At 61.9% G+C, this 15,035-nt stretch carries 10 protein-coding genes; all 10 read right to left on the bottom strand.

From position 1 onward, the window contains the following. Positions 1 to 208: 208 nt before the first annotated feature. The 10 genes from C8J26_RS18005 to C8J26_RS17965 all read right to left on the bottom strand — a co-directional run bounded on the left by C8J26_RS18005 (position 209) and on the right by C8J26_RS17965 (position 15,008). Positions 209 to 1,867 (bottom strand): chloride channel protein, encoded by a 1,659-nt coding sequence (locus tag C8J26_RS18005; RefSeq protein WP_244185389.1) that lies wholly within the window; start codon positions 1,865 to 1,867, stop codon positions 209 to 211. Positions 1,868 to 1,988: 121 nt separating this feature from the next. Next, positions 1,989 to 2,159 (bottom strand): hypothetical protein, encoded by a 171-nt coding sequence (locus C8J26_RS20605; RefSeq protein ID WP_167398896.1) that lies wholly within the window; start codon positions 2,157 to 2,159, stop codon positions 1,989 to 1,991. Between the two features lie 125 nt (positions 2,160 to 2,284). Next, complete coding sequence (locus C8J26_RS18000) at positions 2,285 to 4,060, bottom strand: SLC13 family permease (RefSeq protein WP_107959544.1); 1,776 nt, start codon at positions 4,058 to 4,060, stop codon at positions 2,285 to 2,287. Positions 4,061 to 4,319: 259 nt separating this feature from the next. Next, a complete protein-coding gene (locus C8J26_RS17995; protein WP_107959543.1) occupies positions 4,320 to 7,136 on the bottom strand; it encodes a PAS domain S-box protein in 2,817 nt (938 codons plus the stop codon). A gap of 133 nt (positions 7,137 to 7,269) precedes the next feature. After that, positions 7,270 to 8,523 carry a cation:proton antiporter gene (locus C8J26_RS17990; protein WP_107959542.1) on the bottom strand — a complete coding sequence of 418 codons (1,254 nt, stop codon included), beginning with the start codon at positions 8,521 to 8,523 and terminating at the stop codon, positions 7,270 to 7,272. Positions 8,524 to 8,529: 6 nt separating this feature from the next. Then, a complete protein-coding gene (locus C8J26_RS17985; RefSeq protein WP_107959541.1) occupies positions 8,530 to 9,510 on the bottom strand; it encodes a mechanosensitive ion channel family protein in 981 nt (326 codons plus the stop codon). Between the two features lie 8 nt (positions 9,511 to 9,518). Beyond that, positions 9,519 to 10,925, bottom strand: coding sequence for a DUF2254 domain-containing protein (locus tag C8J26_RS17980; protein ID WP_107959540.1), 1,407 nt, complete (start codon positions 10,923 to 10,925; stop codon positions 9,519 to 9,521). 51 nt (positions 10,926 to 10,976) lie between these two features. Beyond that, complete coding sequence (locus C8J26_RS17975) at positions 10,977 to 11,273, bottom strand: hypothetical protein (RefSeq protein WP_107959539.1); 297 nt, start codon at positions 11,271 to 11,273, stop codon at positions 10,977 to 10,979. 548 nt (positions 11,274 to 11,821) lie between these two features. Then, positions 11,822 to 12,982, bottom strand: coding sequence for a PepSY-associated TM helix domain-containing protein (locus C8J26_RS17970; protein WP_208631453.1), 1,161 nt, complete (start codon positions 12,980 to 12,982; stop codon positions 11,822 to 11,824). A 1-nt stretch (position 12,983) separates the two neighbouring features. Further along, positions 12,984 to 15,008 carry a TonB-dependent receptor gene (locus C8J26_RS17965; protein ID WP_244185388.1) on the bottom strand — a complete coding sequence of 675 codons (2,025 nt, stop codon included), beginning with the start codon at positions 15,006 to 15,008 and terminating at the stop codon, positions 12,984 to 12,986. Positions 15,009 to 15,035 lie beyond the last annotated feature (27 nt).

The following is a 15,035-nucleotide window of genomic DNA, read 5'->3' as shown; positions in this document are numbered from 1 at the left end:
CCTGCAATGATACCAACGCGACGACACAGTAAAGCAAATGACAATGCAACTTCCCTTTCAGGGTCTTTTAGCCAACTCTGTACACAGCGAAACTGGGGGGGGGGCGAGTTCGACCCGCATCTCACCCGGCTTGCCGCTGTTGTAACTGCGGGAAAGTCAGCTAAACGCCGAATTTGTCGAGGGAACATGGTACGTGCCTAAGCCGGGATCAGCTCTCGCCAAATAGCTCACGTTGCGCCTTGTCCAGTTCCTCTGCGTAGCGGCGTCGCGCGTAGCTCTCGGAGAGGATGCCGAGAACCCCACCGTCACTCCCAACTACCGCCAGTTCGTCCGCCCCTTCGGTATCGAACGTAGTCATGACGCTTCTGATGTCGGCATCCGGTGTAAGGGCGAGACCCGTGTGGATCGCCAGCGACCCGATCGCTGCCTTCTGATCGACCTCTTCGGCAAATGCACTGGCAGTCTGTACGATACCGCCATAATTTTCGTGGTCATCGACGAGTAGGACCCGACTTGTGGAACCAAGCGGGAACGCCCGACGAAACTCGGCAATCGTCGTGTTGCACGGCGTAGCCCGTTCGACACGTCGCATCATCTTGCCTGCCGTAAGCGTCCTGACCCAGCCGACATCGCGGGCGCTTTTGATGGTTTCGCCCCGGAGATGCAGGCGCCACGTTGAGAAGGAATAGCCGAAAAGCTCGCGGACGATGGTGGACGAGACCAGCGATGCTGCAATGGCCGCGCCGGCGAGGGAGAAGTCGTGGGTCGCCTCAAGGACTAGCATCGCCATTGTCATCGGCCCCCCAACCACGGCGACCGCTAATGCGGCCATCCCCACCAGGGCCGCATTGTGCGGGTCGATCACCGGCAATCCGACCATCCATTCGAGTGACCCCGCAAACAGGTGACCCAGTAGGCTGCCTAAGAACAAGGATGCGAAGAACAGGCCACCGCGGAAGCCAAAGCCAAGTGAGATGATGGATGCTGCGCACTTCACGACGAAGATAGCGGCGAGAAAGCGCAGCGATACGTCGGCTTCAAGATTGAGGTGGAGGGCGCCGTGACCAGCAGAGAGGATTTGTGGCGTGAGCATCGCGAGAGGGATGAGCAGCAGCCCGCCCAATATCGGCCGGCAAATTGAGGGTATCGGCAGCTTGCGTGTCGCTGCTTCCATCTCCGCGACAGCCCGCATCAGCAGTATCCCAGCGCCAGCGGCGCAAGCCCCAAGCCCGGCATAGACAAGGTAGTGGAACGTCTCGATCTGTTCGCCTGCATTAGCCGCAACCAGATACGGCTGAGCACCAAACGCCTGCGCCACAAGGACACTCGCCAGGCACGCCGCAGCGACAGGTGCCAGCGCTGATATCGTATAAGCCCCGATTACGATCTCGAAGGCATAGAAGGCCCCAGCTAATGGAGCCCCGAATGCACCTGCGATGGCGGCGCCCGTTCCGGCGCCGACCAAGATGCGCAGATCGGACCTGCGTAACGCAAACCAGTTGCCGCTGAGCGAGGCGACGAGCCCTCCCAACTGCGCATACGCCGCCTCAAGCCCCACAGACGCACCGAAGCCGTTGGAAAGGATCGTTTGCCCGGAGATAACGAGGCTGTCGGACCACGACATGCGACCACCATGAAGGGCGTTCGCCTCCACAGCGTCGACCATCCGGCGCCGGCGAGCATGAGTAACCCAGGAGAAGAGTGCGAGGACGGCTCCACCAGCCGGCAGGGCAAGTAGAGCGAGGTAAGAGATCGTCGTGGCCGCACTCAGCCTTTGATCCGGCGACAAGGCATAAAGCAGATGCTGCATCGTCTGTGCGAGCACGCCCTGGACGACACTAAGCAATCCGGCTGCACTGCCGATCATGATGGCCAGCACGATGAGTGCAGCTTCGCTGGATCGGAAAGCTTTACGGAGCCACGATGGCGCTACCCGACCAGAGCCAGGTGGACCAGCGGTGCTATCGATCAGTGGCGCTGAAGCCATGTCAGTCGGGGTCCTGCATCAAGGTCGCAAACAAGGCTGCGGCAAGAACCGCACTGGAAGGCCACATCACAATCGACAGCGTCCACGACGTCGCCAATCCAGCTGTCGTGACTGTTGCAAGCAGCAGGGCGATGAGAACGGGCATGGCTGCCGGCGAGCGGAGAAAACGCATGAAACCGCCTACGCCTGCTACATCTGCGGTGCCACAACCTTCCGGGCTTCCCTGCCACGGACGCCCATTCAGTATCCCGGAACGCCTGCGGTTTGGCCATACTGCCCATCAACAGTTCCCGGCGATCAGAGCAGTGGCCAAGTCCACATCACCAGAGGCGTACCAACCAAAACCACCAGAACAGATAGTGGCGCGCCCAGCCGGGCGTAATCACTGAAGCGGTAACCCCCAGGACCAAAAACCAGGGTATTACACTGATGCCCAATCGGCGTCAGGAAATCGCATCCTGCCCCGATGGCGGTCGCTATCAGGAACGCTTCGGGGCGATATCCGAGGTCGTGCGCGAACACCGCCGCGATTGGCGCCATCACCAAGACCGTCGCGGCATTGTTGAGAAACGGCGTCACAGCCATCGCCGCTACGAGGATCAGGGCGACCGCACCCCATGGCGGCAGGGAGGCAGCCAGATGGGCAAGCGAGGTCGCGAGTACATCCGACGCGCCGGTGCTGCGCAGGGTTTCGCTAACCGGAATGAGCGCGCCCAGCATGATGAGAATTGGCCATTCGACGCCATCGTAAGCCTCGCGCAGCGGTAGCGCGCCGGTCGCCATCATCAAACCGGCAGCGGCAAAGAAGGCGACTGCTACAGGCACATAGCCGGTCGCGGTTACGGTCATCGCAACCGCGAGGATGATAAGTGGTAGGAAGCGACGCTTCGAACTCCCCAGACGCAGGGCGCGCTCTGCCAGCGGCAACGTACCAAGGTCACGCATGCGTTCTGGCAAGAGTGTGAGGGGTCCTTGAAGAACGATGACATCGCCAGCGCGAAGGACGGTCTCGCTGAGCTGCTTGGTCAGCCGTTTGCCGGCGCGCGATACCGCGATGAGGTTGACGCCATAGCGTTGCTGAAGCCGCAGTCGTCCGGCGGACTGGCGGACCAGCACAGAGCCGGTGGTAATGACCGCCTCAATGACGCCGACCTCATCATCTTCGCTGCCTTCCGGTAGGTCACGATGCTGTCCGGCAAGTGCCAGGTAGTCACCCGCAATAACACGCTCGAGCGTATCCGGGTCACCGCCCAAGATCAGCGTGTCGCCGGCAGCCAGAAGGAACTCGGCCGTAATGCTCGTGCGCATATTGTCACGGACAACATTGGCGATCGTCACCTCATGATCATGGCGGTCGATGAAGGACTCAACCGTTTCGCCGACGGCGGGCGATCCGTCTTCGATGGTCGCCTCAGTGACATAGTCCGTGATGTTGAGAGCTTCGCCCATGGTCGGTGCTGCGCGGCGTTCCCTGGGCAGGAGGCGGTAGCCGAAACGCAGAAAAATGAGGCCTACCACAAGCAGGCCCAGCCCCGTTGGCAGATAATCGAACATGCCGAACGGCTTGCCGGTCATCTGCTCTAGTACTCTGCTGACAATGATATTCGGCGACGTACCAACGAGGGTCATCAACCCGCCGAGCAGCGAAGCGAACGACATCGGCATCAGGAACACCGAAGGGCTAGTGTCCGATTTCTTAGCCGTCTGAACGGCTGCCGGCATCAGCATCGCTAAGGCACCGACGTTCTTGACCAGCCCGGACGATACCCCGACTGCCGCGGTCAGCACCACGAGTTGCGACCGGACGCGGGTCACGCGCCGCGCCAGTATCCCGAGCGCGCTCTCGATTAGGCCGGAACGCTGCATTGCCGATGAGATCACCAGCGCCGATCCAACTATGATAACGATGTCATCGGAAAAGCCGGTAAACGCCTCTTTGGGCTTCACTAATCCCAGCGACAGTCCGGCCAGCAGGGCAATGATGGCTGTGACATCATAGCGAAAACGGCCCCAGAGAAAGAGGCCCATCATGCCAATCAGCAGGCCAATCGACATAAGTTGCGGCGTGGTCATGCAAGCAGAATCCGTAGAATGGCGATAGTCACGCCGGTTATTGCAGCCAAATCCCGACGAGTGCCGCCAAGACGACAATCGCTAGGAAGGCGTTCACAGCGATCAGCGGCCAAGCCGGCAGTCGCTGAGTGTCGGGCCGCCGTGGTGCGGCAGGGATCATTACGTGCCATACCGCTGCCCGTGTCTGACCCCTGCATCAAAGCGGAAGCCACCGGGACTCCCAAAACGCAGATTTTCAGCGACAAACTCGCGTTCTCGTTCAGGATGCGGCTTTTGTCATCGCAGCAACTTTGCTCGTCAACGCTTCAAGCGTGAATGGCTTGGTGAGCAATTCCATACCCGGCTCAAGGTGCCCGTTCCCAACCGCAGCGTTATCTGCAAACCCGGTAATGAAAAGTACCTTCAGGCCGGGCCGAAGCGTGCGAGCATGATCGGCTACCTGTCTACCGTTCATGCCGTTCGGTAGACCAACGTCGGTAATAAGCAGCTCGATACGAGCACTGGACTGCAAGACTTTGAGACCTGCTGCTCCATCCGCCGCACCAATCACTGTATAGCCCTGCTCTTCCAATACCTCGTCGATCAGATGACGGATCGTGGCTTCGTCATCCACCACCAAGACTGTCTGTCCGCCTGCAGCTTCAGCCGCGATGCGCTGAGTTTCAGCAACATCATCCACGACATCGCCGTGATAGCGGGGCAGATAGATGCAGACGGTCGTCCCTTGGTCGACCTCGGAATAGATGCGAACATGCCCACCGGACTGGCGTGCGAAGCCGTAGATCATCGATAGGCCGAGGCCTGTGCCCTGCCCAATGGGCTTGGTTGTGAAGAAAGGCTCAAATACCCGCTGGAGCAGATCGGGTGCCATACCCGTGCCGCTGTCCGTCACACAGACGGAAATATACTGACCTGGGGGAAGCTCATGGTCTTGCCCTGCACGATCGTCGAACCACTTATTCGCGGTTTCAATCGTAAGCCTGCCGCCATCAGGCATGGCGTCACGACCGTTGATGCACAGGTTCAAGATCGCATTCTCAAGCTGGCCTGCATCGATCTCGGTTGGCCAGAGGCCGACTGCGCCGACAACCTCGATATCGACGGTGGCCCCAACAGTGCGGGCGAGCATCTCCTCGAAACCGGTAATCAGTCGGTTTACATCGGTCGGCTTGGGATCGAGGGTCTGGCGTCTTGAGAACGCGAGCAATCGCTGGGTTAGTGCGGCAGCCCGGCGACCCGCACCCTGTGCTGAATTGATGAAACGGTCGAGATCCTCCAGGCGACCACGCGCAACACGAACCTGTAGCAGTTCAAGGTTGCCCATCATGCCGGTCAGCAGGTTGTTGAAGTCGTGCGCTAGACCGCCGGTAAGCTGACCCACCGCCTCCATCTTCTGGGCTTGTCTAAGAGCTTCCTCGGCTTGGCGTAGTGCCTCGGCCTGGTCCTTTTCCGCCGTGATATCTCGGGCGACGGCGATGATCAGTCCGTCTCCAGGCGCGGCCGTCCACGTCAGTGTCCGATAGCTACCGTCCTTGTGACGATATCGGTTATCGAACCGACCGATGACACTACCTGCCGACAGAGAGCCGGCAGCATTCTGCGTGGCAATCAGGTCATCGGGATGGACGAGGTCGAGGAAGTTACGCGTCAGCAGTTCCTGTTCGGACCAGCCGAGGGTCGTCATCCAGGCCGGGTTGACCGCGCTGATCACCCCATCGAAGCCCGCCACGAGCATGACGTCTCTCGATAGCGTCCAAAGGCGGTTCCGATCAGCGGTGCGCTGCTCCACCTGCTCTTCAAGCGAAATAGCGAGGTCGTTCAATCTGGCTTCCGCCTTGTGCCGTTGGATCGCTACCTGCGTCCGATCGGCAACCTCGCGGATGAAGGCAATCTCCGCCCCCGTCCAAGTGCGGGCGTCCCGCTGATTGACGAACAGGATCGCCGCCAGCGTGCCGCGTTCCATAACGGGTATATTGACTAAGGCAGTTGCTGCCGCTTCTCGAAGCGCTTCGGCATTCGTGCGGCGGTCGGCAGCTAAACCGTCGATGACCACGTCTCGGCCACGTTTCAGATCTTCGATGTATGATCCGTAGTCACGGAAGCGGACGATGCCCTGGACCGACGCAACGTCAGGTGCTGTCCAGTCACGCTCAATAACTAACGTATCCGCCGTCGGTTCAACCTCACCGTAACCCACCCGATCGACGTCCAGTGTGCGTCCAAGGACATCGCCCGCCGCATAGGTGATCTCAGAGGTCGAGGTGCAGTCACGCAACCGATCACCAAGCTCTAGCAGCGCCTCCCGATTGACCTCCCCGCGGCGCTGAACTGAGACATCACGAGAGACGGCGAGCAGCTTTTCCGGTTTACCGTCGAGGCCGAGGATCGGCGTAACCTTTACGTCCCACCATTTCGGCGTACCGGCCATGGTTGTCGCTGGACCACGGAAGTGCGCGGTTCCCCCGCTGCGCGCGGTCTCGACCGCAACTTTTGCGTCGGCGTTGCCCTGATCGGTCCAGAAGCTGGTCCAGGCACAGCCACGGATCGCCTCAAAATCAACGACCTCCATGACCTTCATGCCGCCCTCGGTCATCGATAAGAGATCGCCATTCAGATCGAGAACCTTGATGCAGTCGTCCGACGACGCAAGAACGCCCCGGAGAAACTCGGCATCGAGGCGGGCTTCCTCGGCGATCCGACGTTGCGCGGTGCGATCACGGAGAATCTTCACATAGCCGATGTGGGACCCATCCTCGGATCGCAACGGCATCATCTCGCCATTGGCCCAGAACCGCGAGCCATCCTTCTTCAGGTGCCAGCGTTCGTCGGTTGCGCGCCCTTCAGCCAGCGAGCAACGCATCTCGACACCCGCACGGTCAGCGGCTTGATCTTCCGGCGTGAAAAAGCGGTCTGCGGGCTGACCGGAGATCTCTTCTGCCGTCCACCCGAAGGTCCGTTCGGCACCGCTGTTCCAATCGGTGATCAGGCCATCAGTACCAAGGCCGATGATCGCGAAATCAACAGCGCTCTCGAAAATCGCCTGATATCGGGTGCTGTTACCCGCCGCTTCCGTCATTCCAACTCACCTGCTCGAAATGTAACAATGCGCCACTGACATAGATTGAGCGGCCTAGGCTCACTTTGCACCGCTGTCCTTGCAAATGCCTGAGGCTGCGATGTAGCTGACCATCCGCACCTCCTCGGATCCATTACGCTCTGCCGCGAGCTTTGGCGCGGTCAAGCACACGCTCGATGGTGCCGCCCTGCACGATTACCGAGAACAGCACGACGATGTAGGTAGCCGCAAGCGCGATAGACCGCGCGGGTCCGTCCGGCAGGCCAAGGGCCAGCGCAACCGAGATACCACCGCGCAGGCCGCCCCAGATGAGGGTCAGCGGTGCGAGCCGTCCGAGCGATAGGATCGGCCGCAGGACGGCAAGCGGCGTGACGACCGCAATCCCGCGGGCGAGCAGCACTAGCGGTACAGCGGTTAGACCGAGTGCGATAAGCCGCGGGTCCCAGGGGATGGTCACGACCTCGAGACCAATGAGCAGGAACAGGACAGCGTTGAGGATGTCGTCTATCAACGCCCAAAACTTCAGCAGATAATCGCGTGTGATGTCGCTCATCGCATCGGCAACGCCCTTGTTGCCAATCAGCAGCCCGGCGACTGCCATGGCGACCGGACCGCTGATGTGGAGCTGCGCGGCAAGCGCGTAGCCCCCCATAACCACCGCCAGCGAGATCATCACCTCGACATTGTATTCGTCAATCGATCGCATCGCCCGGTAGCCGATCCAGCCTGCCGCCAACCCCAGAAGCACGCCTCCGCCCGCTTCCTGAAGGAACAGTGCCGCACCGTGACCGAGCGACAGCGGTTCAGTGCCCAGCGCGGCTTCGAGCAGGATAGCGAAGACGACCACCCCGACCCCGTCGTTGAACAGGCTTTCACCGGCCACCGTCGCTTTCAGTGTCGGCGAAACCTCCGCTCGACCGAGGATGCCCATGACGGCGACGGGGTCCGTCGGGCTGATGAGCGCGCCGAAGACGAGACACCAGATCAGCGGCACGGCAAGGCCGAGCCAACCAGCGATCAGGTGGAAGCCACCGCCAATGATGAGGGTGGAGAGCAACACGCCAACGGTGCTGAGAACAACGATAGGCCAGCGCCCGCGTCGCATATCATCCCACTTCACGTGCAGTGCGCCCGCGAAGAGCAGGAACGACAGCATGCCGTCCATCAATGTCGTGTGGAAATCGATGCCGGCGATGAAGCCGACGACCTGCTCGCCGACCTGACTGCCGGGCAGCAACTGGTCAATACCGACGACAAGCAAGGAAGCGACCGCCCCCATGATCGTCAAGCCGATCGACGAGGGCAGTTTCAGTACACGGTGGTTGAAGTAGCCCAGCACCGCGGCGAGTACGATCAGGATCGCCGCTGCGTCGAACGGAGTCAGCACGGCCGGTTAGTCCTTCGGGTCGCTACGGACGATGGTCAGCGCGTTGATGTGGCGCGGCTCGGGAACGGTGTCACCCGCCGGCCAGCCCTCGCGCTGGCGTCGACGATCGCCGTCGCTCGCCTCGGTCTGGTCGTGGAACAGCACCTGGGTGGTAGGGAACGGCAGATCGATCCCGGCGCCGACCAGCGCCTCAGACACCGCCTGCAGAACCCGGTCACGAACCTGAACAACGCCCGACCGCTTGGGCTTAGTCCACCAGCGCACCCTTAGGTTCTTGAACGATCCGGCCAGATCCCAGAGTAGCACATCGGGGGCAGGCTCGGCGAGCACGCCGTCGACGCCCTTGACCGCTTCCAGGGCAATCCGTCGTGCGGTGGTGACGTCGTCGCCGTAGCCGATGCCAACGTCATACTCGCTGCGCAGCAAGTCGTAGGCGGTGATGACGGTTACCGTTTCGGTATAGATGACGCTGTTGGGCACGATCACCCGCTGGCCGTCATAGGTGCGGATGTAGGTAGCCCGCGTCTCGATCGATTCCACCGTTCCGGTGAAGCCGCCCCCGGTGGTGATCTCGTCTCCGGCGCGGAACGGGTGTCGGATGAGAAGCAGGATACCGGCGAGCAGGTTCTGGAAGATGTCCTTGAACGCAAAGCCGATCGCGACACCTCCGATCCCGAGCGCCGAGAACAGCTTCGCCGGCGTGACGGACGGAAACGCAACGGTCGCCGCGATCAACGCGCCGAGTAGCATCAGAGCGATATAGGCAAGCCGGCCAAACGCCATGCCAGCACTGGGAAACTCGGAACGCTTGGCTGCGAACGCTTCGACGCCGCGGCGAACACCCGATGCAAGGCCCCAGAATATCAGGAAGACGATCAGCCCCGCCAGAAGCAAAGGCAGCATGGCAAGGAAGCCGTTGACCATGCCGTTGACGGTCGTCCAGATCTCGGACGGATGGATGGCCTTCGCCGAGGGAGTATTCATCATGTTTTTCCTCAGGCCGTGCCGGCAAGCCAGGCGGTTCCGTCGCGCAGGCGACGCTTGTAGTCGGGTTGGTCGAGCGCGGTCCGTAACTCACCTGTGCGCGTCCGAACGCGGGTCAGGTTGAAGCCCCTCAGCGCCTCACCCGCCAGTTCCTCCAGCCTGTCGGCATAGAGGCGGATCGTCGTCAGCCGATCGGGCTCGTCACAGTCGAGCGATACCTCGCCTAGTGCGTTGAGGTAGCGCAGGCTCGCTACCATGTCGGCCGCACAATACTGCGCCAGCGCGCCAAACGATCGGTCCATCAGCGATGCGAACGTGGTGGGATGGGCAATGACGCGGAGCGCACCGGCATCGTCGACACGCAGGTGTGACGGCAGCGATCGGCCGGCCAAATCGGACATCGCAGCGCTCAGCCAGTCAAGGCAGGTGACCGCCGTGAAGGGATCGTTGACGCCAGGCGATAGCGCCCGTGCCGCGATCTCGACCAGTTCGTCAACGAGGAAGCGCAGGTCCTGCAACGCCGAACGGCGCGAGCCGACGGCGAATGCGTCGCGTAAGTCACTGGCACAGGCGTCGTCGCACTGCTCAGGCGGCCAAACTTCCACCAAAGCGCGCCCGACATGGACGAAGTCACCGGGCTGGTACTGAAGGCGAAGAACGAGATCGTGCTTGGATGCCAGACGGAGGACCGCCTCATCGTCTAGGAACTGGATGTAGCCTGTATCCTTGGCCGTAACGATCCGACGCTGTTTGCCGACGCTCGCGTTGGCATCGTCGCGGAAAGTGTCGGGAACGTTCGTAGCGGTCGTGGCATGATCGTCGGGCGAACTGCCGACAAAGCGGGGGAAGCGATCGTCAATGCCGCGCAGCAAGCGGTCGCCGACATCCTCAATCACGCTATTGATGTGAATTTTGGATGGTACATGGTGGATGAAATAGATCAGCACCGCGATCGAGCAGAGCGCCAGTAGCACGCCGACCAGCAGCGCCAGATTGGGCACGAAGCCATAGCCACCTGACTCGTCAGCCGAGTGAATCGTGCGGAGCACTAGCAGGCAATACAGGAACGTCGCGATGAAGGTTCCAAGCGTCACCTGGTTGCCGCGGTCGCGCATGAAGTTGGTCAGCAGGCGGGGACCATATTGGCCGGATGCATACACTACTGCGGCGATCGTGACGGAGAACACCGTACCGGCCACGGTGATCATCGACCCACCGACTGAGGACAGCACCTGTCGCGCACCATCCGGTCGCGAGGCGTACAGCCAGACATAGCCGTCCATCCAGGACGAGCCGACCTTCGAGTCCAGCGCCACCATGCCACCTGCCAGCAGTACTGCGGCGATGGCCATGACGGTGGGGACGAACCAATAGCTGGAACCGAGGTAATCGGTCAGACGGCGAAAGCCGGCTTTCATGAGGCAAGGCTTTCGACAGATGCCCGGCCGACTAGCGGCCGGGCAGAAAAATCAACGGACAGCTGCGGCCTGATTGGCGACAATGGCGTCGCGCTGTTGCTGGCTCATGCCGGCAACGTTCATATCAGCTGCCTCGATGGCGTCAGAGCGGGAGTCGCCGACCTTGCGTGCCTTGTCGGCACGATTATCGAGCTGCGCTGCCTGATTACGCAAATCATCGGCATTCGCTTCCATGGCGTCAGCACGGGTATCCGCTGCATTCTCGACGCGATCAGCAAGCTTGTCCGACGGACTTTTATTGCAAGCTGCCAGTGGAAGCATGGCGGCAAGTGCCACCAGGGTGATCATTGATTTCAAGGCATCTCTCCTGACAAAGCGCCAGGGTGTGTCCCGGGCGCGCCGAGCTCACCGTCCGGTTTGTATCAACTGCGAAACGACCAAGGGGTTCCAGACACAGGTTAAGCGCAAGCGGTTGGAATGATTACCGTCTTCCCAACAAGGCAGCTTTCGTGCCCCTCTTTGGTTGGCAACGCCGACGGGGTACGCGGGCGTTCCACTTGACGGATCTCGAGAACGCACTGAGTGCATCGAGCATTTTTCTTGGCAAGTGCCGTCAATAGATACGATGACGTACAATGAATAAAATCCCAAATAACATGGTTTTTCTTAGCAAAACACCGGCAGAAACCCAGGAGTATGTGACGCGACACCCTCGATCAGAGGGCCAGTATGTTATGGCATATCACACTGGCACGGATGTATTTCGTGTGTGGGCCATCCTCGAGCGACCTCACTTCCCGCAGCGCCGGCTTTTCACCAACCTCTTCAGGAAAGTAGCCAATGTTGCCTACGGCCGAAAAATAACGGGTGCGCCGTCAGCTACGCGAACATCACTCTCATGTGCCTCGCGGCCGTTCGTTCGGCCCTGCGAACTTCGCCAGAGTCCGACGCTCCGAATTGTTGCGGCGCCGCGACCAGCGCATAAAACCGGTCGTGAACAGGATCGTGGGCAGTATACCCGCGACCAGCGCGAGCAGCCGGCCGGTGAGCCCGAACGCCTCACCGCCATGCAGCGGGTGGAGCCAGTTTAGCACCGTGTCGCCGCCACTCTCCGCACGGCCGTCACGCACGGCAAGGATGCGACCATCATGGGGATCGAACCAGACATTGGTGCGCGGGAAGCGTCGGCTCGGCTCGCCGGGGCGGGCGAGATTGATACGGACGGCCCCTGTGGGGGTCGCCGGCGTTTCGATCCAGGCCAGCGCACCGTCGGGAAAGCGCCGACGTGCACGCATGATGAGCGCGTCGATGGTCAAGCGGGTGCTTCCGAGCATCACGGCCGGCTTGGGTGTCTGGTAAAGCGGCGAGACGCTGGCGATGATCGGCCTGGTCTGGTCGGGCAGGTCGAGCATCACCCCCGTCGCGGTCACGACCAGCAACAGGATCAGTCCGGCAAGGCCGGTCAGCTTGTGCCAGTCGTATAGTCGCCGGATCGGCAGGGCGTGCGTCTTGAACCGCACCGCGCGCCACCAGCCCCCTGCTCGCGGCCACCACGCCCATATACCGCTCGCCAGCAGCACCAGCATGACGATCCCGGCAATCCCCATCGCGATCCCGCCGGGCTCCTCCAGCAACAGGCGGTAGTGGAGATCGTAGATCCAGGTGACCAGCGTATCACCCCAGAAGCCGGTCCGGATCGTCGTCAAACGCACCGGATCGACCCAGGCAAGCAGCGGCGCAAAGGCGCGTCCGGTCGTTTCCTTCGGTGTGTAGTACCGGACGGGGATCGCGCCGCCCTCCCCCGACACCTCGATCCGCCACGCGCCGGTGCGCGCCGGATGCTCGCGGTGGAGCGTATCGACCACCGCCTGCCACGACGCCGGGTGTGCTCCCGTGGGCACCGCGCGCAGTGCTGGGCTGAGCACAGCGTCGATTTCCGGGTAGAACACCAGCAGGCTGCCGGTCAGCCCGGCAAACGCGAACAGCACGCCGATCGTCAGCCCGAGCCACAGGTGGACGCGCCGCATCGTCACGCGCAGCGAAGGACGCGTCGCCATTTTAGAAGTTCAACCGCACTGCGCCGAACAGGGAGCGCGGGTCCGCCGGCGCGTGAAGCCGCTGCGTGCCGTCGTACCAGACATATTCGTAATGATCGTTCGTGAGGTTCTTCAGCTGCGCCGACAGTTCGAGCTGCGGTGTCACCTTGTAAGCGAGTTCCGCGTTCAGCACGACATAATCGCCATAGCGCCCCTGCGTGTTCGCCGGGTTCAGTTCATAACTCGACTGTCCGTTACCCCAGAACGATAGGCGCAGCTTCGGATCCGGGGTTAGGTCCAGCCCGCCCGAAAAGACGTTCTGCGGGACATGGTCGATCGCGTTGCCCGCCTGCGACGGCGTCGCCGGATCGGGCGTCACGATCCGTGCGGTCTGGTGCGAATAACTGCCCCAGAGCGCAACGCCGCGCACCGGCTTCACGTCAATTTGGAAATCGACGCCGCGCCTGCGCGTCTTGCCGAGATTGTCGAAATCGCCCGACGGGTCGTTCAGGCGACGCTTCAGTTCGCCGCTCGCGGTCTGCTGCCACAGTGCAACGCGTGCTTCCAGCCAGCGACCGCGCGTTAGTTTCACGCCGCCCTCGAACCCCTCGTTGATCGACGCCGCGACATCGACGACGCGGGGCGCCACCAGATACGCACCTGAGCCGGCACCGATCTGGAAGGTCCGGCCGTAATTGCCGTACACCGTGACGCCGCGCACGGGCGCGATCGCGACGCTCAGCTTGGGCTGGCTGATCGTGCCGTAATCGTTGATCGGCGCCGTCGTGCCCGCGAGCCGGTTGGTGAAATCCCCCTCGGCCCGGTCAAGCCGCCATGCGGGCGTGATCTTCAGCCAGTCGGTCGGTTCGATCACCGCCTGCAGATACCCGCCGTACACGGTGAGGCCGAATTTCTGGTCTCGCGTCTGGCTGGTGAGGATACGCCGGTTGGTCAGCCAGCGCAGGCTCTTGTTGTCCTGCACCTGCACGTCGCCGCCCGCCTCGATCATCAGCGCGTCGCTGGCGTGGTAATGCAGCGCGAGCGTGCCGCCATATTGCCATTCCTCGGTCAGCCGGCGCTGTTGCGCGACGTTCGCCGAGAAGCGGACGTAGCGGTCGTCGCGCAAAGCGTTGGCATAGCCCTTGGCACTGAGCGCGAGATCGTCGGTGAGGTCGGAATCGAGGTGCAGGCTATACTGTCCGAGCCGGCGCTTGCCGCCATCGGTTTCCGAGACCGCGTAGGAGCGTCGTCGGTTCGTATAGGCATCGGCATCGGTTAGGTAGCCTGGCTCCTCGGCGGTCGCGTTCGAATGGCGGATGATCGCGCCGAGCCGCGTCGATCCGAAGTCGTAGAACCATTTGGCCGCGAGATTGAGCCGGTCGAGATCGGCATGGTCGCGAAACGCATCGGTGCGTCGGTAGCTGACCAGGTAGTTCTGGCTAAACTGGCCGCGTTCCAGACCCGCGGAGACCTGACCGTCGATCGTCCCGAATGCGCCCGCGATGGCCCGCGCGTCGAGGTAGCTGCCACCGATCCGCGTCAGGATGTTCGCGTTGCCCGCGATATTGTGCAGGCCCCAGCGCGGATCGGAGGTGCCGCGGACCAGTTCGATACCGGCGATGTCGAGCGGCGAGACCATATCGATCCCGGTCATGCCCCCGGCATTGTCGTTGGTCGGGACACCGTCGATCAGCAGCTTGACCGCGTTGATCTCGCCTTCGCCATTGAAGCCGCGGATAGAGAAGCGGCCCGAGGTGGTGCCCTGGTTGAAGTCGGTCAGCACGACGCCCGGCAGCCGCGCGAACAGCTCCCAGGTGTTGTCTACCGATTGGCGTTGCGCGATGTTGCCGCCGAGCACGTCGACCGAGGTCAGGATATTCTCGGTCGAGCGCGCCATGCTGGGCGCGGTCACGACGATATCGCCGATGGTGAAGCGCGTATCGCCCTCGGCCGGCCCCGTCGCCGCCGTCCGTGTGGTGGCCGTCTGTGCGACAGCGGGATACGCGAGCGCTAGACCCAGCATCAGGCCGGGCGCGGCGAGCATCATGTTCTTCACGTCAGTCTTCCCCTTGGA

This window comes from Sphingomonas aurantiaca, assembly GCF_003050705.1.
Taxonomy (GTDB): domain Bacteria; phylum Pseudomonadota; class Alphaproteobacteria; order Sphingomonadales; family Sphingomonadaceae; genus Sphingomonas; species Sphingomonas aurantiaca.
Note: the sequence above shows the minus strand (reverse complement) of the source record. Positions and strands in the feature narration are given on the sequence as shown.

Excerpts from the sequence above, each read along its gene's own strand:
- C8J26_RS17995 (WP_107959543.1), bottom strand. The coding sequence starts at position 7,136 with ATGACGGAAGCGGCGGGTAACAGCACCCGATATCAGGCGATTTTCGAG.
- C8J26_RS17965 (WP_244185388.1), bottom strand. The coding sequence starts at position 15,008 with ATGATGCTCGCCGCGCCCGGCCTGATGCTGGGTCTAGCGCTCGCGTAT.
- C8J26_RS17985 (WP_107959541.1), bottom strand. The coding sequence starts at position 9,510 with ATGATGAATACTCCCTCGGCGAAGGCCATCCATCCGTCCGAGATCTGG.
- C8J26_RS18005 (WP_244185389.1), bottom strand. The coding sequence starts at position 1,867 with ATGATCGGCAGTGCAGCCGGATTGCTTAGTGTCGTCCAGGGCGTGCTC.
- C8J26_RS17975 (WP_107959539.1), bottom strand. The coding sequence starts at position 11,273 with ATGATCACCCTGGTGGCACTTGCCGCCATGCTTCCACTGGCAGCTTGC.
- C8J26_RS18000 (WP_107959544.1), bottom strand. The coding sequence starts at position 4,060 with ATGACCACGCCGCAACTTATGTCGATTGGCCTGCTGATTGGCATGATG.
- C8J26_RS17980 (WP_107959540.1), bottom strand. The coding sequence starts at position 10,925 with ATGAAAGCCGGCTTTCGCCGTCTGACCGATTACCTCGGTTCCAGCTAT.
- C8J26_RS20605 (WP_167398896.1), bottom strand. The coding sequence starts at position 2,159 with ATGCGTTTTCTCCGCTCGCCGGCAGCCATGCCCGTTCTCATCGCCCTG.
- C8J26_RS17970 (WP_208631453.1), bottom strand. The coding sequence starts at position 12,982 with ATGGCGACGCGTCCTTCGCTGCGCGTGACGATGCGGCGCGTCCACCTG.